At 41.3% G+C, this 22,687-nt stretch carries 12 protein-coding genes; all 12 read left to right on the top strand.

Translation table 11 applies throughout. The features are described from left to right. The first annotated feature begins 20 nt into the window (after window positions 1-20). The 12 genes from ACFEL9_RS04460 (at window position 21) to ACFEL9_RS04405 (ending at window position 22,607) form a co-directional block, all read left to right on the top strand. Window positions 21-3,143: a SusC/RagA family TonB-linked outer membrane protein gene (locus ACFEL9_RS04460; RefSeq protein ID WP_385886489.1), complete on the top strand. Its 3,123-nt coding sequence runs from the start codon at window positions 21-23 to the stop codon at window positions 3,141-3,143. Between the two features lie 17 nt (window positions 3,144-3,160). Continuing rightward, window positions 3,161-4,756 (top strand): RagB/SusD family nutrient uptake outer membrane protein, encoded by a 1,596-nt coding sequence (locus tag ACFEL9_RS04455; RefSeq protein WP_385886487.1) that lies wholly within the window; start codon window positions 3,161-3,163, stop codon window positions 4,754-4,756. A 28-nt stretch (window positions 4,757-4,784) separates the two neighbouring features. Then, entirely contained in the window at window positions 4,785-5,609 is an 825-nt protein-coding gene (locus tag ACFEL9_RS04450) for a hypothetical protein (protein ID WP_385886485.1), read from the top strand. 117 nt (window positions 5,610-5,726) lie between these two features. After that, window positions 5,727-6,008, top strand: a complete 282-nt coding sequence (locus ACFEL9_RS04445) for a hypothetical protein (RefSeq protein ID WP_385886483.1) — start codon at window positions 5,727-5,729, stop codon at window positions 6,006-6,008. 52 nt (window positions 6,009-6,060) lie between these two features. After that, window positions 6,061-7,293, top strand: coding sequence for a glycoside hydrolase family 5 protein (locus ACFEL9_RS04440; protein WP_385886481.1), 1,233 nt, complete (start codon window positions 6,061-6,063; stop codon window positions 7,291-7,293). A 226-nt stretch (window positions 7,294-7,519) separates the two neighbouring features. Continuing rightward, window positions 7,520-9,160, top strand: coding sequence for an alpha-L-fucosidase (locus ACFEL9_RS04435; protein WP_385886480.1), 1,641 nt, complete (start codon window positions 7,520-7,522; stop codon window positions 9,158-9,160). A 73-nt stretch (window positions 9,161-9,233) separates the two neighbouring features. Continuing rightward, the gene (locus ACFEL9_RS04430; RefSeq protein ID WP_385886478.1) at window positions 9,234-11,291 is read left to right on the top strand and encodes a beta-galactosidase; all 2,058 of its coding nucleotides are present in this window, start codon (window positions 9,234-9,236) and stop codon (window positions 11,289-11,291) included. Between the two features lie 107 nt (window positions 11,292-11,398). Beyond that, window positions 11,399-13,582, top strand: coding sequence for a glycoside hydrolase family 3 C-terminal domain-containing protein (locus ACFEL9_RS04425; RefSeq protein WP_385886476.1), 2,184 nt, complete (start codon window positions 11,399-11,401; stop codon window positions 13,580-13,582). Window positions 13,583-13,783: 201 nt separating this feature from the next. Then, window positions 13,784-15,562 carry a glycoside hydrolase family 2 protein gene (locus ACFEL9_RS04420; protein WP_385886475.1) on the top strand — a complete coding sequence of 593 codons (1,779 nt, stop codon included), beginning with the start codon at window positions 13,784-13,786 and terminating at the stop codon, window positions 15,560-15,562. Between the two features lie 683 nt (window positions 15,563-16,245). Beyond that, window positions 16,246-19,413, top strand: a complete 3,168-nt coding sequence (locus tag ACFEL9_RS04415; RefSeq protein WP_385886474.1) for a SusC/RagA family TonB-linked outer membrane protein — start codon at window positions 16,246-16,248, stop codon at window positions 19,411-19,413. A gap of 86 nt (window positions 19,414-19,499) precedes the next feature. Continuing rightward, the gene (locus ACFEL9_RS04410; protein WP_385886472.1) at window positions 19,500-21,074 is read left to right on the top strand and encodes a RagB/SusD family nutrient uptake outer membrane protein; all 1,575 of its coding nucleotides are present in this window, start codon (window positions 19,500-19,502) and stop codon (window positions 21,072-21,074) included. 24 nt (window positions 21,075-21,098) lie between these two features. Beyond that, entirely contained in the window at window positions 21,099-22,607 is a 1,509-nt protein-coding gene (locus tag ACFEL9_RS04405; RefSeq protein WP_385886471.1) for a glycan-binding surface protein, read from the top strand. The last annotated feature ends 80 nt before the right edge of the window (window positions 22,608-22,687 follow it).

Below are 22,687 nucleotides of genomic sequence, written 5' to 3'. Positions count from 1 at the left end.
TCAAGTTAAACAACACAAATATGAAATCTACCAAAACGATTCGCTTAACGTTAGTGCTGCTGTGGGGTATCTTTGCGGTCTTTCTCGTAAGCAAAAATGCTTATGGGCAAACAGCAAAGGTCAGTGGTACAATCATCAATCAACGCACTGCCGACCCTGTGGCAGGAGCAACGGTTAATGTAAAAAACACCAGTCGTTCTGCCAGTGCAGACATTGCCGGCAAGTTTACTATTGATGCCTCAACCGGCGAGACACTCGTCATCACATCTGTTGGATTCACTTCGCAGGAAGTAAAAGTTGGTTCCGGCGAGATAAGGGTTCAGTTGCAGGAAGCCGACAACACTATGGAAAATGTAGTGGTAATAGGTTACGGTACTCAAAAGAAAAAATTAGTAACCGGCGCCAATTTGCAGGTAAAAGGGGAGGATCTTCAAAAGCAAAACACTACCACTGCTCTGCATGCCTTACAGGGTCAGGCGCCCGGTGTGCAAATCACATCCTCTTCGGGACAGCCTGGTTCAGGATTTAATATTGTCATCCGGGGTAAAGGAACCATTGGCAATTTTGGGCCATTGGTTGTTGTTGACGGAGTGCAGGGAGTTGATATAAATTCGATTAACCCTGCCGATATTGAATCCATCGATGTTTTAAAAGATGCTGCTTCTGCGGCCATCTATGGTTCGCAGGCTGCTAACGGAGTTATTCTTGTTACTACAAGAACCGGAAGGCAAAATCAAAAAGCACAAATTACTTTGGATGGTTTTTACGGCATTCAAAACGTTGCAAGGAAAGCCCAGTTGCTCAATGCAAAGGAGTATGCGATCATCATGAATGAGCAGGCTGTTAATTCAGGTAAGGCTCCATATTTCACCAACGATGTCATTAATAATTTGCCGGTTAACACCAACTGGATGGATCAAATGTTTAAGAAGGATGTACCTACGCAAAACTATGTTCTGGGTATTCAGGGTGGAAGCGCAGGCTCTATTTATTCAACAACTTTAGGTTACACCAGCCAGGGAGGAATTGTTGGCGGCTCCGATATTTCCGATTATGAGCGATATACTTTCAAATTAAACTCTGAACATAATTTATACAATAATATCGTTAAGGTTGGCCAGCATCTTACATTCAACAATGTAAACAGTCGTGGTATTCAGACAGGAGGCCAGTACAACAATACTTTGCGTGGCGCCTTTAGTGCAAGTCCTTTCCTGCCTATGTACGATTCTGCAGGAGAGTTCTTCCCCGCAGACAGGGTAGGATGGTTTCCTGGAGATCCTGGTGCTGCATGGGATAATGCTACCGCCAATCCTTATGCAAACATGTATTACAACTCCAACAATAGAAACAACAGTCATGGTTTGTTTGGCGATGTATTTATGCAAATTGAGCCTATTAAAGGTTTGAAGTTCCGTTCAAGCCTTGGACTGAATTACTGGAGTAATAAGAGCCACGGTTTTAGCCCTGTGTATCATCTTTCCATCTTCTCCATGCGTGATACATCGACAGTTTTTCAGTCAATGGGCAGCGGCAGAACCCTTCAGTTTGACAATACATTAAGCTATGATTTCAGAGTAGCAAAGGATCACAGCTTCAGTGTGATGGCTGGTACTACTGCCATCAATACAAAAGGCTCCGGCCTTTCTGGAAGCAACTGGGATTTACGTGTTGCGGATATAGACCATGCTTATCTCGATATTGCCCAAAACAGGGCGCCGGAATCCGATCATCTTTCTGCCAGCGGCGGACCTTTTGAAGACGCATTGCTTTCTTATTTTGGAAGGCTGCAATATAATTTCCAGGAAAAATATTTATTCAATGCTACCTTCCGTGCTGATGGTTCTTCAAAATTTGCACCTGATCATCGCTGGGGTTATTTTCCTTCCGTTTCTGCAGGATGGATCGCTTCAAGGGAAAACTTCATGCAGAACATTTCATGGTTAAGTTTCTTTAAGCTTCGCGGAAGCTGGGGTCGTGTAGGTAATCAAAGCGTTCCTGCTTACCAATTTTTGGCTCCTATCAGTTTTAGCCAGGCAGGGTATGTTTTTGGAAATACCGAAGGCGCCAATACGCCGGGTGCTTATCCCAATCGTTTGGCCAATCCCAGAGTGAAATGGGAAACTTCGGAGCAAACCAATATTGGCTTTGATGCTACAGTGATAAAGAGATTGAATGTTACTTTCGACTATTATATTAAGAAGACAAAAGACTGGTTAATTACAGCGCCAATTCTTGCAACTGCAGGTGCTGATGCCCCATTGATCAACGGCGGTGATGTAAAGAATACGGGTGTTGAATTGTCTCTGAACTATCGCAATACCATCGGCAGAAACTTTAATTATTCGGTTGGCGTCAATGGTTCATATAACAAAAACAAAATTGGCAACATTCCTACCAATGATCACATCATTCACGGTAATACCAATGTTATTTTTGCCAATGCCGGTGAATTCTACAGGGCACAAAATGGTTTCCCAGTTGGGTATTTCTGGGGATTGAAAACAGCCGGTATTTTCCAAACTGAAGAAGAGATTAATTCTTACAAAAGCAAAACCGGCACTCTTATTCAACCTGAAGCAAAACCCGGAGATGTTCGTTATGTTGATATGAACGGAGATGGTGTAATTGGTAATGAGGACAGAACAATGATTGGTAACCCAAATCCTGATTTCATTTTTGGCTTTAATGTATCACTTGATTATAAAGGCTTTGACTTCATGGTGCAGGGATCAGGTGTAGCAGGCAATGAATTGGTTCAATCATGGAAAGGCCCGGGTGGACGAGGCAATTATTCTGCTGAGATCCTGGAACGCTGGACTGGTCCCGGATCATCCAACCGGATTCCGAGAGTAACCGAGGAAGGAACCAACTTTGCGCAGTTCTCTGATCTGTACGTGTATGATGGGAGCTTCCTTCGTATCAACACAATTACACTGGGGTATGATTTTGCCCGCATTGTAAAGAAAAATTATTTGAGCAAAGTCAGACTATACGCTTCTGTATTAAATGCTTTCACATTTACTAAGTACAGCGGAATGGATCCTGAAATAGGGCACAATGAAGGTTTCTCTACAGGAGTAGATGTGGGTTATTATCCAAGACCAAGAACAATACTGGTAGGTGCAAACATTCGCTTTTAATCAAAAATGACAGTAAGATGAAAAATTTAAAATTATATATTCCAGTGATCGCTCTGTTATCGCTGGTGTCTTGCAAAAAAAGTTTTCTCGATACAGAAGATGTAACGAGTGCGACAGAGCAAAATTTTTATAAAACACAATCGGATGCATTCAAAGCATTAGTAGGTGTGTATGATGGATTGCAACGTGCCGGTTCATCCGGCTTCGGATTAGCTGTTGTTGCCACGGAGGTTATGTCAGATAATGCATTTGGCGCTACAGGAAATGCAGACGGGTTTGGTTTTCAAATGATGGACGAGTTTGATAAGCTTCGTTCACCTTCCGACCAGGATATGTTTGGTGATAATTGGAATGTTTATTACAAGGCCATTTATCGTGCTAATATGCTGCTGAAAAATCTTGACCAGGTGGATTGGAAAGGCAATGATGACCTGCGTAAAGTTTATGAATCAGAAGCAAGGTTTATACGTGCATACCTGTATTTTGATATGGTTAGAGTTTGGGGCAATATTCCATTGGTAACAGCTCCAACAACTGAAAATGTACCGCAGGCAAATCCGGATGAAGTATATAAGTTAATCGCTGAAGATTTGAAATTTGCTGCTGCTAATCTTCCTGCCACCAGCTATACTGCCCAGGCTCCTGCAAATTTTGGAAGGATTACCAAGTGGGCAGCCGAAGCATTGATAGGCCGTGTATTTCTGTATTATACCGGTTATTATGGTAAGCCTGACTTAGTTGGTGTTGTTTCCAAAGCAGAAGCATTGGCGGCTCTCGAAGATGTAATAACTAACGGAGGTTTTGGCCTTGTTGACGATTTTGCCAAACTGTGGCCTGCCGCTTCGCTTAATAATTATGTTGGTGAGAACAACAAGGAAACTGTCTTTAGCATAAGGTATACCTATACCAGCGATTGGAATGGTAATGTTGATGGCAATCACTGGATGGTAATGATGGGCATTCGTGTGCAGGCCATTTACCCTTACGGATTAGGTTGGGGAGGCGCTACTGTGAATCCAAAACTTTGGAATGCATACAGTGCAAATGACACAAGAAGGAATGCTTCTATTATTTCAATTGATGGAGAAAATCTCGATTTCAAAAACAAAAAAGATCAACGAGAGTACACGGGATATTACACAAAGAAGTACACTCCAATGGCCGATGCAGCAGGTGTAAGTCTTGCTGAGAAGATGGGCGGCGTCAGCTTTATGATTAGCCAATTCCAGGATTATGTTTCCATCCGCTATGCCGATGTTTTATTGATGGCAGCCGAATTAGGTTCACCAAATGCTCAGCAATATTTCGATGATGTACGCAAGAGAGCTTATGGAACCAATTTCGTTCAAATGCCCGTAAACCAGGCAAATATTATGAATGAAAGAAGATTGGAGTTTGCAGGTGAAGGAATGCGTTACTGGGATCTGCTTCGCCAGGGAATAAGCGTAGCTGCATCAACTATTGCTGAAACAGTCACTCTTGAAAATGGTGGCGTGGCTACGGTAAAGACTATTTCTGCATCGAAGATCACTGAAACAAAAGGTTTGTGTCAAATACCTAATTCGCAAATCACTTTGTCGAATGGTGTATTAAAACAAAATGCAGGATGGTAATTGTTTTAACTAATTAAAAATAGTAAACATGAAAAAGATAATTCACTCCATAATAGTAGTTTGCGGGTTAGTCACCTTGTTTTCAGGTTGCAGACCCGAAAAGATAGAGCTTGGCCCCGCATTAGATAAATCTGCGTTGAAATTTACCGTAGCTCCAAGCGCTAATAATCCCAATGACATCGTCCTTAAAAGTCTTACTCCTAATGCCACGCCTTATTGGGTATCGCCATCAGGGTATTCGATTAAGTTAACGGATACTGTAAACATTCCTTTTCCGGGTACTTATACTATAGAATATGCTGTTCAAAGCCGTGGTGGTCTGGTGTATGCCGACCCTGCAACAGTAACGATCAATTCGATTGACCAGAATACAGTAAGTCATCCTATGTGGATTCAACTAACAGGGGGATTGGGAAACTCAAAAACATGGGTGCTTGACCTGGATGCTGCCGGAGTAAGTAAATATTTTGCCGGGCCATTTTACTTTGGTGGTACAGGATGGGAATGGGCCCCCGCATTTAAAGATATACCCTGGGCCGGCGTTTCAGCAGGCAATTATGGTACTATGACTTTTGATTTGAAAGGTGATGCAAATTTTAGCTCCGATAACAAAATGTTTTCTGACCTCTCGGGAACAGGCAAATTTATGTTGTACTCAGCTACAAAGGAGTTGCAAACTATCGGTGCTCAAGTATTACATGACAAAGCACAAGGCGGCCAGGTTGCTAACTGGAATGCAAAAATGCTAATCAAAACTCTTACTGACAGTACAATGCAACTTATTGCTAAAAAAGATCCTAATAATTGGCTTATCTATAACTATATAACAAAGGAGTATTACGAAACGCACTAACATTCTGTGGCTAATACCAGAAGTGTTTGAAAAATGAATACAAGTCTCACATAAAGCAGCAATCAACCTGCGGGTGTTCAACGAAAGTTGATACACCCGGCAGGTTTTTTTAACCCAATGAAAAAACACAGGCAGGCAGATGAGATGAATACACAAAGGCGATATAATTTTTTAGGGTTGCCTATTGCTGTTTTGGCTTTTGCATCCTGCCATAGAAAGGATGCTGTAGTTCCTCCAAAAGCACATGGCTTACTTCCATTCTATTGGGATGAAGTATCCATCATCAATCATGGTTTCAGCATCTTTTACAGGCAAAACAATACGGTGCTTGATCAACAGGTATTGGATGCATTGATACAGGTGCGCAATAGGGAAAGATGTATTGAATTAAAATGCTGAGTCTAAAAAGTCTTTTGTATTTGAAAACAATAATCACTCTAAAATTAAGCCAATGAAACACACAAATCTAACGATGTTGTTACTTGCCATAGTAACATGCACAGTTCTTTCTTGTAAAAAAGACCAGCAAAATTTATCGAAGGCACAATCAGAATCAGAACAGGCAATTAGCGGAACGGCTGGCAGGGGAGGAAAAACCAACTATCCCAGTTATAATACGAATCCACTACCACCTGATGCTTCTGGTATGACGAGTACTGCAGTACAACTAGCTGCCAAATTCAAATTAGGAATCAATATTGGAAATACCCTTGAAGCTATCGGAGGCGAAACTGCGTGGGGCAATCCCCAGGTTACCCAGGCACTAATTGATAAGTATAAGCAAAGCGGATTTACTGCGGTGCGCATTCCCTGTTCCTGGAACCAATATGCAAATCAAACAACCGCCAAGATTCAGGACACATGGCTTGACAGGGTAAAACAGGTGGTGCAATATTGTATTAATGCTGATCTGTACGTTGTTCTCAATATTCATTGGGATGGTGGATGGCTGGAAAACAATATTACCACCCGCTCACAGTCTTCAGTAAATGCGAAACAGAAAGCATTCTGGGAACAAATTGCTACCAAGATGCGTGACTTTGATGAACATTTAATGTTTGCCAGTGCTAATGAGCCTAATGCAAGCGATGCCACTTCAATGAGTGTGCTGCTTTCTTATCATCAAACCTTTGTGAATGCAGTAAGGTCGACAGGTGGCCGTAATACGTACAGAACACTTGTTGTGCAAGGGCCTTCGACAAATATAGATCACACAAACAATCTAATGAATACACTTCCCACCGATCCTACGCCTAATCGTATGATGATGGAAGTTCATTATTATGAGCCATTCCAGTTTACGGCACTATCAGAAGATGCACCCTGGGGTAATATGTTCTACTATTGGGGACAAAATAATCATTCTACTATAGAGCCTTCCCGTAATGCCACCTGGGGTGAGGAAGATTTTGTTCTTGGGCAGTTTCCAAAAATGAAAACAAAATTTGTGGATAATGGCATTCCGGTTATTGTAGGTGAATATGGTGCTTACAGACGTACAACGCCTTTGGATATGGATAAACACCAGGCATCGGTAGATCATTGGATAACATTTGTAACACAGCAGCAAATCGCTAACGGGCTCAAACCATTTTGGTGGGATACCGGCGGCATGATTAGCAGAAGCAATTATACGGTAACGGACCAACGAACATTAAATGCATTAATACAGGGGGCCCAATAGTTATTGGAAAAAAATTGAAAATTCATTTTATACGATGAATAAAAGAGTCTCAATGTGAGTTTAGCAAGCAGTCTAACTAATACACACAGTATTATTAGCAATCGTTTCACGGGCCTATTTCTATAGTGCCCGTCTTTTTTACTTTTTAATATCATGCAGACGATTAAATTCTGCAGGGATTTTAAAAAATCCAACTGTAATTTTAAATAATTGAAACACCATTCAAATGAAAAGAAGAACATTAATCAAAGGAATGACTGCCGCTTTGCCTTCACTGTGGTTATCCCGTGCGCTGGGCAATAATTTTATTGAGAATGATAATCTAAACGAGTCAATACAGAAAGGCCCATTCAAACCAACATGGGAGTCTTTACAAAACTATAAAACGCCTGAATGGTATCGCGATGCCAAGTTTGGCATGTGGGCACATTGGGGACCTCAATGCCAGCCCGAACACGGCGACTGGTATGCAAGAGGAATGTATGAAGAAGGCTCTTCTCATTACCTGTATCATCTTAAGAAGTATGGGCATCCTTCCAAATTTGGTTTTAAAGACGTGATACATGAATGGAAGGCGGAGAACTGGAATCCGGAAGAATTAGTGGGCCTGTATAAATCAGTAGGCGCACAATATTTTATGGCAATGGCTAATCACCACGACAATTTGGATTTATACAATAGTAAATACCAAAAACACTGGAACTCTACTAAGATCGGTCCGAAGAAAGATTTGATTAAAGGTTGGGCAAAAGCAGCAAGAAATAAGGGGCTTCCATTTGGTGTAAGCGTTCATGCATCTCATGCCTGGATGTGGTATGAACCTGCTCAACTTTCCGACAAGAAGGGAGAACTGGCAGGTGTGCCTTACGATGGAAAACTTACCAAAGCAGATGGAAAAGGAAAATGGTGGGAAGGTCTTGATCCGCAGGAACTGTATGCACAAAATCATGAATTAAGTAAAGGATATAACTGGGAGTGGAAAGAAGGAATAATAACTACCCCTTCAAAAGAGTATTGCAATAAATTTTACAACCGCACAATCGATCTTATAAACAAATACGATCCTGACCTGGTTTATTTTGATGATTCGCAATTACCCTTGTGGCCTGTGAGTGATGTAGGCCTGCGCATTGCTGCTCACGTGTACAATAAAAGCATTAAAGAACACGGAGAGCTTCGTGCAGTGATCAATGGAAAAATTTTGGATGAAAATCAACGTAAGGCGATGGTTTGGGACATAGAAAGAGGACAAGCTAACGAGATTCAACCGCTGCCCTGGCAAACAGATACCTGCATTGGTGGCTGGCACTACGATCGTGGATTATATGAACGCAACAGCTACAAAACATCCGCAACTGTCATTCAAACTTTAGTTGACATTGTTAGTAAGAACGGTAACCTCATGTTGAACATCCCAGTCCGTGGCGACGGCAGCATTGATGAAAAAGAAAGAAAGATAGTGGAGCAAATTGGCCAATGGATGAAAATAAATAGTGAAAGCATTTATGGTACAAGACCATGGAAAATATTTGGCGAAGGTCCCGCACAACAAAATACTGCAAAGTTGGACGGACCAGGATTTAATGAGGGGAAAGGAAAGGCATTTACGCATGAAGACATCCGCTTTGCAACAAAAGGCGATCATCTTTATGCCACTGCAATGGGTTGGCCTGAGAATGGAAAGCTGATTATAAAAAGCCTGGCAAAGAACAGCGAACACTTCACGAAAGAAATCCAAAAAATAGAATGGGTTCCAACGAAGCAAACGCTGACATTTGAAAGAAATGAAAACGGGTTGATCGTTTTTTTACCTGAAAAAACTTCTGATGAATTGACGTATGCGAATGTGATAAAAATTCTTTCATAGTAATAAAAGATCACTAAACTGTTAAGTTGATGATTTGTACAACCTGTATTTCTTAGTCATTGTATTTTCAATAATGAAAAAACTAATTGCTGTCTTCGTTTTATTGTTTGTTATAAAATGTATTAATGCCCAGCCAAGAAAATTCGACAACATACTTTATGGTGTAGCCTACTACCATGAGTACATGCCTTATGAACGACTTGATAAAGACATTCAGATGATGAAGGATGCGGGTATCTCTGTCGTTCGTCTTGGTGAGTCATCATGGGGTTTGTTTGAGCCGCAGGAAGGACATTTTGAATTTGCCTGGATGGACCGCATCATTGACAAAATGTATAAAGCAGGAATTAAAGTGATATTGGGTACGCCTACTTATTCCATTCCCGGCTGGTTAGGCGTAAAACATCCTGAAGTTTTTGTAGAAAGGATTGATGGTTCAAAAAGCAGCTATGGCATCAGGCAAAATTTCAATATCACTAATGCCGCCTATCTTTTTTACAGCGAACGCATCATCCGTAAAATGCTGGAACATTATGCAAAACATCCTGCCATCATAGGTTACCAGGTGGATAATGAAACCACGAATTACGGCGCTGCCAATCCGGATTACTTCCGCAGCTTTGTTGACTACATGAAGGAAAAATACAAAACCACTGATTCACTGAACAAATTATGGGGATTGAATTATTGGGGCATGAGATTAAATGGATGGGACGAATTTCCAATAAGAAAAAGCGCTACCAATCCATCGTATAAATTAGAATGGGATAGGTTTGGCCAGAAAGTGCCTGCAGATTTTCTTACCTGGCAGGCCAATATTGTTAGCGAATACAAACGTCCGGATCAATTTATTACTCATTGCTTCATGCCCTGGCTTACCAGTCTTGATCAATACGCAGCCAGCAAAAAATTAGACATGCCTGCATTAAACGTTTATCACGGAAGCCAGAATGATGTTACCGGTGAAGACGTGATGTGGGCTGATGATTTTTACCGCAGTGTAAAAAAGGTAAATCACATCATTACAGAAACTAATGCACAAGCAATCGGATGGGATTCAAAAGGGCAATATCCTCCATTCGATGGGCAGGGAAGATTGTTTGTTTATTCGCACATTGCAAGTGGTGCCAACATGGTGGCGTATTGGCACTGGCATTCCAATCACTATGGACAGGAAACTTATTGGAAAGGAGTGCTGGGTCATGATTTGGAACCAAACCGTTTTTATAATGAAGTAAGTCAGACAGCACGTGAATTGCAGAAGATAGGACCGAAACTGGTCAACTTAAAGATCAAAAACAAAGTAGCCGTGCTTTACAGCCGTGAATCAGATTTTGGATTAAGCTATATGCCTTTCAAAAACGGAAATGCTCACCTGGATGTAATGAGGCAAATGCACAGAGCGGCTTTTCGAAATAACCTTGGTGTTGATTTTGTATTGGCAGAAAATGCTGATTTCAGTGGTTATCAAATTTTACTCGTACCGCCATTATATATAGCTAGTGATGCTCTGCTCAAAAAGATTTCCGACTTTGTTGAAAACGGTGGTCATGTGATTATGTCTGTGAAAAGCGGATTTTGCGACGAGAACTCGGTTGTTCGCTACACAAAAGCACCTGGTCCATTAAGAAAAGCAGCGGGATTTTATTACCAGGAATTTTCTACAATAAAATCACTGTCTCTTCGTGATGATCCATTCAAAGTTGGTAATGAAAAAAATAAAGTGACAGATTGGGTTGAATTCATCATTCCTGAAACTGCAAAAATAATAGCGAGTTATGACGATCCTTTCTTTGGAAAGTATCCTGCTATCACTGAAAATAAATTTGGTAAAGGAAGTTTTATTTATGAAGGTTCGTTGGTTTCCGACGAAATTCAATCAAAATTAGTTTCTGATAAAGCAAAAGAAATAGGATTGATTAATGATAACCAAATACCTTATCCTGTTGTGATAAGGTATGGAACAAATGACCAGGGAAAAACCATTCGTTATTATCTTAATTATTCAGACAAGGAGCAATCCGTGATTTACAATTTTGACAAGGGCTCAAACTTACTTACCAACAAAGCATTGGAAAAAGGCGACAGCTTTGTACTGAAGCCCTGGGATCTCTTGATTGTGGAGGAGTAATGTAATGCATGAACTATTTAATGAATAGCATCCGGAACATTGATTTCCGAAGCTGATAATAATTATACTGAACAAATTTTCACCAAAAGAATAGTAAACATTAATAGATGAACAGAACAATGAAAACTTTTTTTTCCGCGGTTTTATTTTTAATGTCAAGTGTAACCTATGGGCAACCGTCTGCAAAAACTGACAACGCTATAGAACAAAAAATACGCAGCCTTATCAGCCAGATGACATTGCAGGAAAAAGTGAGCCTGCTTCACGCCAATTCCAAATTTTATGTATCGGATATAAAAAGATTAGGCATTCCTGAATGGGCCTTGAGCGATGGGCCTCATGGCGTTCGTGCAGAAATCAACCGGGATAACTGGGCATATGCCGGTTGGACAAATGATTCCGCCACCTGTTTTCCTCCGGGCACGGCACTTGCTGCCAGTTGGAATCCACGTCTTGCTTATGAGCGGGGACTTGTATTGGGTGAAGAAGCCCGCTTTCGCAAAAAAGATATTTTATTAGGTCCCGGCATCAACATTATCCGCTCACCACTTTGCGGAAGAAACTTCGAATACATGAGTGAAGATCCATTTTTGATTTCGAAAATGTCGGTGGCATATATCAAAGCATTGCAAACAAAAGATGTGGCCGCCAGCGTAAAACATTGGCTGGCTAATAACCAGGAAGAACACCGCGATTCTGTTGATGTGACGATGAGCGAAAGAGCTTTGCGTGAAATTTATTTGCCGGGATTTAAAGCATCTGTAATGGAAGGCGGCGCTTATACGGTGATGGCTGCTTACAATAAATTCAGAGGCGACTGGTGCTCGGAAAATGATTACCTCAACCGTCAGATACTTCGCAAAGAGTTTGGTTTTAAAGGAGTATTAATGACCGATTGGGCTGCGGCTCATACAACGGTGAAGGCAGCATTAACAGGACTTGATTTGGAAATGGGCACAGACAAAAAAGATTACAATGAATGGTATTTTGCCAACCCATTAATTAAAGAAGTGGAAGAAGGAAAAGTGCCGGTATCAGTTGTTGATGAAAAAGTAGCGAATGTGCTTCGTGTAATGATGAAGACAAAAATGTTTGATGAGGCAATTCGTGAAAAAGGAAAGATGAATACAAAAGAACATCAGCAGGCTGCATACAATGATGCTGCTGAAGCGGCAGTGTTGTTACAAAATAAGGGGAACTTGTTGCCACTTAATTTTGGTAAACTAAAATCAATTGCCATTATTGGCGATAATGCCACACGCAAACATTGCGACGGTGGGCTTAGTTCTGAAATAAAGGCCTTGTATGAAATAACTCCTCTGCAAGCCATGCAGCAAAAGTTTGGCGCCACGGTAAAAATAAATTTTGCACAGGGATACGAAAAGCAATCTTCATTCAAAGAGGGCAACAACTCCGGCCAGTCCGGTTCCACCAAAGTGGATTGGAAGCTGATTGATGAAGCAGTTGCTGTGGCAAGGCAATCAGATGTGGTGATCATTTTCGGTGGATTGAATCATGATTTTGACACCGAATCTTCCGACAAACAAAATATGGATTTGCCATATGGTCAGGAAATTTTGATGCAGGAAGTGGCCAAAGCAAATCCCAATACGGTGGTGGTTATTATAGCCGGCTCCCCGGTAAAATTGACCGGCATTGTTCACCGGGTGCCATCCATTTTATGGTCGTGGTTTGGCGGAATGGAAGCAGGAAATGCAGTGGCGGATCTGCTGAGTGGTCAAGTAAATCCTTCCGGAAAACTACCATTTACGCTGCCGGTGTCTTTGGAGCAATCGCCTGCGCATGCACTTGGAAATTTTCCCGGCAGAGATTTAAAAGTGAATTACGAAGAAGACATACTGGTAGGATACCGCTGGTTTGATACAAAGAAAATTCAACCGCAATTTCCATTTGGGTATGGACTTTCTTATACTAGTTTTTCCATAAGCAATTTTTCAACGGATAAATCAAGCTATGGGAAAAATGAAACCATCCATGCAAAGTTTATCATCAAAAATACAGGCAGCTCTTATGGAGCTGAAGTTGCGCAATTATATGTCAGCGATCCTGTTTGTTCTGTATTACGTCCGGAAAAAGAACTAAAGGCTTTTGAAAAAATATTTTTGAAACCCGGCGAAACAAAAACAGTTGAAATGCAGGTGAAGGTTGCTGATCTGGCATTTTATGACGAATCAAAAAAAGGATGGAATACAGAGGCTGGTGAATATGTTCTGCAATTAGGAAATTCATCCCGTACTATTTTCCAGAAGGTAAAAATTTCAGTTAAGTAAAACTATCTTCAGGATCGATATGCCCGGGCTGATAATCCTGAATGTAAGCTTATAAATGCTGAAGGCTTGCCTGCCATTCCTTTCAGAACTGACGAATGGAAGGGCAAGACCCAAAGATAGTACTGCAAAGATGGGAGGGAAGTGACACCGGCATAACAATGAAATAATAGACAAACCCAAATGAATAAATACATGATAGCAATGTCAAAGAAACGGGTATTGACTTTTTTGTTCATTTTTTTATTGACCGGTATTTTAAATGCTCAGACAGCTATGATTAGTGCCGGGGCCAGAACCTTACGCAGTTTAAATGGTGAATGGAATGTAATTGTTGACCCGACAGGAATCGGGGAATGGCGGCAGGTTTGGCTGGAACATAAGCCTCAAAAAAAAACTGATTTTTTTGAGTATTCATTTGAAGGAGGGCCTGTATTAAAAGTGCCGGGAGATTTTAATTCTCAAATGCCTGAGCTCACTTATTTTGAAGGCACAGTTTGGTACAGAAAACAATTCAACTATACAAATAAAAAAGAAAAAAGACTGTTCCTTCATTTCGGGGCAGTAAATTATACAGCGGATATTTTTCTGAATGGCCATAAAGCAGGAAGTCATGAAGGAGGCTTTACTCCCTTTCAGTTTGAAATTACCGGTAAAGTAAAAGAAGGACTGAACGCTATCGTTGTTAGAGCAAATAACATACGACTTAAAAACGGATTGCCCGGCTTTGGTTTCGACTGGTTAAACTTCGGAGGCATTACCCGTGATGTTAGTTTTATTGAAACCGGCAATACCTATATTGAAGATTATAGTATTCAACTAAAAAAGGGGAGTTTGAATACTGTTCTTGGCTGGGTACAATTAAATGGAATACAATCATCACAAAACATTGAGATAAAAATTCCGGAGCTCAATTTATCGTATAAAACAAAAACGGGCAATGACGGTGTAGCAAGGGTTGAATTTTCTTCGGACTTTAAACACTGGACGCCTGAAAATCCTAAACGATATAAAGTAATTATCAAAAGCGAAACTGATACGGTGGTAGATACTATCGGCTTCAGGAGTATTGAAGTGAAAGGAACGAAAGTGTTGCTGAACGGAAAACAAATTTTTTTGAAAGCGGTAAATATTCATGAAGAAAACCCATATAAAGGAGCCCGGGCATATTCAAAGAAGGATGCACTTATTTTACTGAATGCAGCCAAAGAATTGGGATGTAATCTTGTTCGCTTAGCTCACTATCCGCATAATGAGAATATGGTTAAAGAAGCTGAAAGAATGGGATTGATGGTGTGGAGCGAACTCCCGTTGTATCAGCATATAGACTTTGCCGATCCCGTTGTTTCCCGTAAAATGGAACTGATGATGAAAGAAATGATCCGCAGAGACCGAAACCGTTGTGGCATCATCATCTGGTGTCTTTCAAATGAAACCTACTCATCCACTCCAAACCGGGATAAAGCTCTTATTGAACTTACAAAATCCTGCAGATCCTCAGACTCTGCCAGGTTGGTAACTCATGTTATCAACACCCAGGGTTATCAGAATAATACTTTCAACGTGTGGGATACTCTTTACCGCTATGCAGATATTATCTCCATTAACGAGTATATTGGATGGTACACGCCATGGCAAGGTTCACCATCCGAAACAAAGTGGAACTTAGTGTATCCTGGCAAACCAGTGTTTATCTCCGAGTTTGGCGGTGAAGCTTTATACGGCAACAATAGGGGACCGGCAGATGAAGCAGCTTATTGGACAGAAGCGTACCAGGCCAAAATTTTTACCGATCAGATCGAAATGTTCAATACGGTTCCTAACTTATCCGGAGTGTGTCCCTGGTTATTATTTGATTACAGATCATTGGGAAGAATGCATCCCGTTTATCAGCAAGGGTACAACCGGAAGGGTTTATTATCTGAAAAAGGTAATAAGAAGAAAGCATGGTACATCATGAAAGAATATTATAACAGGAAATAAGATATCCTGAAAGTTTCACCGGGTGAAAGCACAGTTAACATGTCCAATGCTGCACCGTCATTTCCCTGTAAGATTGTATTATTGTATAAGAAGAGTTGCTATACTAAGTTTATTCTGGTCCATGGTAGTATTTGCGTCGCTTTTTTACAGTAAAAAGAAATCCTGCCAAATATTCGTCCCTTCTTGTTCAGGGGCACACATGCGATTTGAGCAATGGCCAAGACTTATTAATTTTTTAAATAGGTGCCGGCTATTGCTTTTAGTCGTATTACCCGGACAAATTATCGGGTCACCGGTCCCTTCTCCCACAAGAGGACGTAATAATCAGCTTTTTGCAACATTTTAGACCCTGATCTGCAACATTTGGGCGCCCCGCTTCAAACAACACAGCCGTAGTTTTATAGCACTGTTTCAAGAGAAAGATTGCTGTTTATGAGAATACAATTGTTGCTGCCATCCGTCCCGTATTTTTCTATTCGTAATGTCGTTCTGGCAGCCTATTCTTCTATTTCTCACCTCACGAATGTTTTTACCGGTTTTGTTAGTCATGTTTTTTTTAAAAAAACGCCTTTGTTGATAAACGCCGGGTCAATCTTTTCTTTTTCCCCCGCATGGCAATACAGATCTCAAAAGTCTGCTGTTATCATCAGTGTTGACAATGTAGTTAAGCTAAACATTTAAATATGAAATCATCCAAAACGACTCGCTTGCGATTATTGCTGCTATGGGGTATTTTTTTATTGCTTCTTGCAGGCAATGATGCTTATGCACAAACAAAGATCACCGGCAGGATCATTAATGAAAAAACATCAGCTCCCGCTGCCGGAGCAACGATTACCGTTAAAAAGACCAATCGTTCTGCTGTGGCTGATGAGGCCGGCAGGTTCACTATTGAAGCAGCTACCGGTGACGTGCTGGTAATTACCATGATTGGCTACCAGAAAGAAGAAGTTGCTGTTGGCAAAAACAATGACATCCAGGTGAAGCTTAGTGAAAGTGTTTCGCAATTAGATGACGTTGTCGTAATTGGTTATGGTAAGGCAAAAAGAAAAGACCTTACCGGCTCTATTTCTTCGGTTACAGGTGAAGAACTTCGGAAAACTGTTCCTTCGACTTTTGACCAGGCGCTACAAGGCAAGGTTGCCGGTGTAGTGGTACAGCAGGTTTCCGGCCAGCCTGGCGGTGGCGTATCTGTACAAATTCGCGGAGTATCATCAATCAACGCAAGGAATTCTCCATTATACGTGTTGGATGGTGTTATTATCCCATCTCCCGACAATCCGGGGAGTGGTTCCAATCCCTTAAACGCCATTAATCCTACCGAAATTGAAAGTATTGACGTATTAAAAGATGCATCTGCAACCGCTATTTATGGCTCACAGGCCACCAATGGCGTAATCATCATTACAACCAAAAGAGGCCGCGCCGGAACCCCATCCATTTCGTACGATGGTTATTATGGTTTCCAGGAACTACCTAAGAGGCTTCCAACCGTCAATTTACAGGAATTTGCTACGCTGTTGAATGACCGGTCTGTTATATGGCAGTTCGATGCAAGGCCTGAATTTTCAAACCCAAAATATTTGGGAGTGGGTACGGATTGGCAAGATGAATTATTCCGCCGTGCGCCAATGCAAAATCATTCTGTTACTGTCAATGGTGGAGATTCCAGAACTCAATATTTGCTTTCCACTTCTTATTTCAACCAGGAAGGTATTGCGCTTGGTTCTGATTTTAAAAGATATTCAGTTCGGTTGAATTTAGATAATAAAACAACCAATTGGCTGAAAATGGGAACCAGCCTGCAGTTAGCACACGTTAAAGAGAATGTCAATTCAACTACTTCGAGCGTCATTTCTAATGCTCTTAGTTTAACGCCTGATATTCCTGTAAAAAATCTGGATGGCAGTTGGGGCGGTGTCACCAATGAATCCGGTTGGATTGTACCCATTCCCAATCCGGTAGGACTTGCGCTTTTAAACACGAATATCCGGAAGAGAAACCAGGTATTTGGAAATGTGTATGCCGAAATTCAGTTCTATAAGGATTTATCATTAAGGAATGAGGTCTCCGGAAATTTTGATTTTACCAATCAGAAAACTTTCACCCCTAAATACGATTTTGGCAGGGCTAAAAACACTACTAATTCTGGTTCTTCTTCTTCCGGTCAGAATATATATACTGTAGTGCGCAATTTTCTTACCTACAACCATGCATTTGGGAACTTAAATGTAAACGCCCTGGCGGCGCATGAGTCGCAACTTAGCAGTTTTGAATTTGTATCAGCATCAAGAACAAATTTCCCTTCTGATAATGTGACATCTATTAGCAGTGGCGATGCCAATACCGCTGCAAACAGTGGCTCTTGGGGTTCAGGACCGGCACTCGAATCCTGGTTTGGCCGTGTTAATCTTGGCTGGAACGACAGGTATTTGTTAACGGGCAATGTTCGTAATGACGGTTCCTCCAATTTTGCTCCCGGCCGTCGCCACGTAACTACTTACTCCAGCGCCTTTGCCTGGAAAGTAAACAATGAAGCGTTTTTTAAAGACGTAAAATTTGTTAACGAATTAAAACTGCGGTTAGGCTATGGCCTTACCAATAACCAGGGAATACCAGGCAATAGATTTGTTACTTTGCTTACCTCTGTAAACAATGGCTTGTCAGGTTCAGCGCAATTTCAATCCAATCTTGCAAATCCTGAGGTAAGCTGGGAAAAAACAAAATATTACAATGCGGGAATTGATGCCACTTTTTTGAACTGGAGACTCAGTTTTTCATTTGATATTTATGATCGCCGGACAGATGGGTTGCTACTAAACCTGCCATTGCCCTTGTTTTCCGGAACCACAACGGGCTGGTCGCCCGGAGCCATGCAAGCGCCTTGGGTGAATGTTGGCGCTATGAGCAACAAAGGATTTGATCTTACAATCAGATCTACCAACGTCAAGACGAAAAATCTTACATGGAGAACCGATTTTACTGTTTCACATAATGTAAATAAAGTAATCAGTTTGGGTACAGGTGGCGAGGGCGCCAATTTATCTCAAACCCTCAATAGTTATGTTTTTGCAAAAACAGTTGTTGGTCAGGCAATCGGGTCATTTTATGGATGGAAGTTCGATGGCATTTATGCAAAGCCTGAGGATTTTGCGTTGCTGCCTGTTGACCAGGACGGAAATCCTTATTCCGTTTCGCCTGCCGGTGGCGGAATATGGTATGGCGACAGAAGATACAAGGATTTGAATGGCGATGGCGTTATTGATACGAGAGACCAAACGTATTTAGGATCACCCTTACCGAAGTTCCAATTTGGTTTAAACAACTCCATTAATTATAAAGAGTTTGATCTTAACATTTTTCTCAGTGCCAACTTAGGCAATAAAGTGTTAAATCAGCTAGCCATTTCTCAAAACTATTCCGGAAATAATACCAACTATTTCAAGTCTGTTTTGGGCTATGCCAGGGTTGAGTATGTAGATCCCAATGGGCCACGTGACGACATTAATAATGCGTTTGTTTCAAATCCAACAACAAAAATACCGGGCCTGAGAAATGATAATACTGCCCAAAATCTTCGCCCCTCTGATTTGTATATCGAAGACGGTTCGTTTATCAGGTGCAAAAACATTACGTTGGGGTACAGGCTTCCTGAAAGAATATTATCCAAAGCGCATATACATGCACTAAGAGTTTATGCTACCGTTTCAAACGCTTTTACCATAACAAAATATTCGGGCATGGACCCTGAGATCGGATCCTGGAATCCATTACAGGCAGGATGGGATGGCGGATATTATCCTCAATCCAGAACATTTACGGTTGGAGTAAACCTGAATATAACCAAGTAAAAAAGTTTGAGATCACGAAATGAGTCCCGATAGTCCTGAGCTTGTGGAAGGATCGGGAGTAACATTCAAAAAATAAAAATTGGCACATGAAACATCTAAATAAAATAATACTGATAGCAGTGGTTGCGGTATGCTGTTTTTCTTGTAAGAAAAGCTTTCTTGACCGGCCTTCGCAATCGCAAATCAGTTCGGATAACTTTTATAAAACCACTTCAGATCTTAGGTTAGCTACTGCTAGTCTGTATGGTGGCGCCCCCTGGGGAATTTGGCATCACGAAGCGTTTTTGCCTTTGGGAGATATATTAAGTGGAAACGGCAACCGTCAATGGATCGCCGATTGGACGCAGCTTTATACACGTACCATCACTGCCGGCAACAGCGTAATGCAAGGTGGATGGAAAGGCCTGTACAATTTAGTGGGCCAATGCAATGGTGTTATTAACTCCATAGAACAAAAGGCAGATAAATCAATTAGTGATGCAGATAAAAATGCGGCTCTTGGCGAGGCAAAATTTATTCGCGGAATGGCTTATTATTATCTCGCCAGTTTGTGGGGTGCGGTTCCTATCATTGAAGATAACAGCAAGCTTATTAAAGACCCGTTGTTAAAACGTAACATCGTTTCCGATGTTTATAAGTTTGTTACGCTTGATTTAAATTTTGCAGCACAACACTTGCCCCTTACCAATGAAAAAGGCAGGGTTACCACCTGGTCGGCACAAGGCATGCTGGCAAAGGTTTACCTGACAATGGCCGGTTTGGGTGGCAGTGGAACACGCAATCAGACGTATTTAGACAGCGCAAAATATTTTGCTGGAAATGTTTGTAATGAGAGTGGTTTGAATTTGTTGCCTAATTATTATAACCTGTTCCAATCTCAATTCAACGACAACCAGGAATCATTGTTTGCGCTTCAGTGGGCCACGGGTCCAAGCATTGGTTGGGAAGAAGGCAATCTGTTGCTCACGTATTCTCCGTCAAGTGATATTAACCCGCAAAAAAATGGCGCATGGACTTCATTGGATGTCACTTACGATTTGTACCTGAACTATGAGGAAAAGGATAGCGTAAGAAGAAAAGCTACGATTATGCTCAACGGAGATTTTTATCCTGAATTGAATGCTGCAGGAGGTGGATACAAAGCTACCGGCCAGGTGATGAAGAAACATATCATCGGGAATGAAAAGGATAATAATTCACCTTCTATGACCTTTACTGCGTCTGTTGAACATGATGCGCTGCTTCGGCTTGCAGATGTTTATTTGATTTATGCTGAAGCGATCCTGGGCAATAATGCAAGCACATCCGATGCTGAGGCCCTGAAATATTTTAATAAAGTAAGAACAAGGGCTGGCGTTGACCCCGTTTCATCAATAAACATGGACGACATTATTAAAGAAAGAAGAATTGAATTCGCTTTTGAAGGACAATACTGGCTGGATTTAGTGCGGCTTTCTTACTGGAACCCCACCAAAGCGGTGAATATTCTTAACAACCAACAACGGGTAACATTTAAGTATGAAAATGGAGTAGCTACTCCTGATCCGCCTATTGGTACAGCGGTATTACCAGCGACTGTCTCATCGTTTACACTTCAATTACCTGCATCCGAACTGGCTGCCGATCCTAACCTGGCTGAGCCGCCTGTTCCCTATTATTAATCCATAACGTTATAATATACATTTATGAATAAAATATTAAAACACCGCTTGAATGTTTTGTCGCTTTTCATAATCATGATAGCGGCATTATTATCGGCCTGTAAAAAAAATATTAGTGATGATGCTCCTCCTGTCATTACCGAAGTAAGGAGTTATGAGGCTTCTCCGAATGATACCATTCTTAACAGCCTTGAAGCCAACGGGCAGTGGGTAGTTATTTCAGGCCAGAATTTGAAAAACGCAATTGAAATAAAATTTAATGGTGTAAGAGCTTCCTTTAACGGCACTTTGTTTGCCGGGAACAGCGCAGTAGTGCAAATACCTACTATACTGTTTTCAACCATAGATACTACTAAGCTTTATACGATTGAGTATACAACAACGGGCGGCTCCACCACATTTGCCTTTAAATTAGGACCTGGTGCGCCAACTATTAGCGCCATTTCCAATGTATTTGCTGACCCGGGAGATTCAGTTTTTATTTATGGAACAGATCTGGTATTAGTTCAAAGTTTTTCTTATGGCGGAGATGACATAACATCATTTAAATCAGATCTTTACGGAACTTCTCTTCGTTTTAAAATGCCAAACCCTGCGCCTACAAGCGGAAATGTAGTAGTAACTACCAAGAGCGGTACAGCTATTTTTAAAATAGAGGCAATTCCTACCATTACTGCTATTTCCAACGAAAATGCCAATACCGACGATTCTGTTTATGTGTATGGTACTTATCTGAAAAGTATTCAATCATTCACTTTTTCAGGTGCTAATATTACTTCTTTTGTAACTTCTTCAGATGGAAGTTTTGTTGCCTTTAAATTACCTTCTATATCTCAATCAGGACCAGCATCCATCACAACAGCCTTTGGTGCTGTTACCACTGTTTATGATGTTTATAATGCATATAACGTCAAGTGGGCTGGTAATGCCACTACCGGTATATTAGCAAATATGGAATGGGGAAATGCCTTTGGATGGCAATGGTGGGGTGGATCCAGACTTTCTGTAGTGAGTAATGGAGGATGGATAACAGATTGCCCTGAAATGACCGGTAATACAGGCATGTTCATCTCCATAAAAGATGGCCCTTTGGCTGCTGGTGCAAGTGGAAGCCAAATACCCATAGGGGGAGCATTATGGATGCCTGCTGCTAATTTAACTGACCCCGTCGGCAATTGGGCTTTGAAATTTGAAGTAAATATTCCCAGTTCATGGAACGGCGGTTCAATTCGTATTCAAACTGGTTTCACGAGTTCTTATACAGCACTGTACGAGCCTTGGCAAATTTCTCCAACAACTACAACGGCATATTCTACCAATGGTTGGAGAACGGTAACCATCCCGCTATCCAGGTTCCTGTCAACCGATGCTACACTTGGTGAAGGAAGGGGTACTCCCGTTACTTCACTCTCAAATTTATTAGGCACCGGTAACACTGGCTGCAATGTAATGTTTAAAAATTACGGCACATCAACTACTACTACCGGCTTTTATGGTGGCTTTGATAATTTCAGAGTAGTAAAAATAAAATAGCAGTCGAATTGAAAGTTTCTCATACAAGCAAACAGATGCCTGGGGATGGGCAATGAAAAGTTGCACCATCCCTCCGGGTC

This window comes from Terrimonas alba, from assembly GCF_042434975.1.
Classification (GTDB): domain Bacteria; phylum Bacteroidota; class Bacteroidia; order Chitinophagales; family Chitinophagaceae; genus Terrimonas_B; species Terrimonas_B alba.
This window is presented reverse-complemented; position numbering and strand designations above follow the sequence as displayed.

Excerpts from the sequence above, each read along its gene's own strand:
- ACFEL9_RS04460 (WP_385886489.1), top strand. The coding sequence starts at position 21 with ATGAAATCTACCAAAACGATTCGCTTAACGTTAGTGCTGCTGTGGGGT.
- ACFEL9_RS04455 (WP_385886487.1), top strand. The coding sequence starts at position 3,161 with ATGAAAAATTTAAAATTATATATTCCAGTGATCGCTCTGTTATCGCTG.
- ACFEL9_RS04450 (WP_385886485.1), top strand. The coding sequence starts at position 4,785 with ATGAAAAAGATAATTCACTCCATAATAGTAGTTTGCGGGTTAGTCACC.
- ACFEL9_RS04445 (WP_385886483.1), top strand. The coding sequence starts at position 5,727 with ATGAAAAAACACAGGCAGGCAGATGAGATGAATACACAAAGGCGATAT.
- ACFEL9_RS04440 (WP_385886481.1), top strand. The coding sequence starts at position 6,061 with ATGAAACACACAAATCTAACGATGTTGTTACTTGCCATAGTAACATGC.
- ACFEL9_RS04435 (WP_385886480.1), top strand. The coding sequence starts at position 7,520 with ATGAAAAGAAGAACATTAATCAAAGGAATGACTGCCGCTTTGCCTTCA.
- ACFEL9_RS04430 (WP_385886478.1), top strand. The coding sequence starts at position 9,234 with ATGAAAAAACTAATTGCTGTCTTCGTTTTATTGTTTGTTATAAAATGT.
- ACFEL9_RS04425 (WP_385886476.1), top strand. The coding sequence starts at position 11,399 with ATGAACAGAACAATGAAAACTTTTTTTTCCGCGGTTTTATTTTTAATG.
- ACFEL9_RS04420 (WP_385886475.1), top strand. The coding sequence starts at position 13,784 with ATGTCAAAGAAACGGGTATTGACTTTTTTGTTCATTTTTTTATTGACC.
- ACFEL9_RS04415 (WP_385886474.1), top strand. The coding sequence starts at position 16,246 with ATGAAATCATCCAAAACGACTCGCTTGCGATTATTGCTGCTATGGGGT.
- ACFEL9_RS04410 (WP_385886472.1), top strand. The coding sequence starts at position 19,500 with ATGAAACATCTAAATAAAATAATACTGATAGCAGTGGTTGCGGTATGC.
- ACFEL9_RS04405 (WP_385886471.1), top strand. The coding sequence starts at position 21,099 with ATGAATAAAATATTAAAACACCGCTTGAATGTTTTGTCGCTTTTCATA.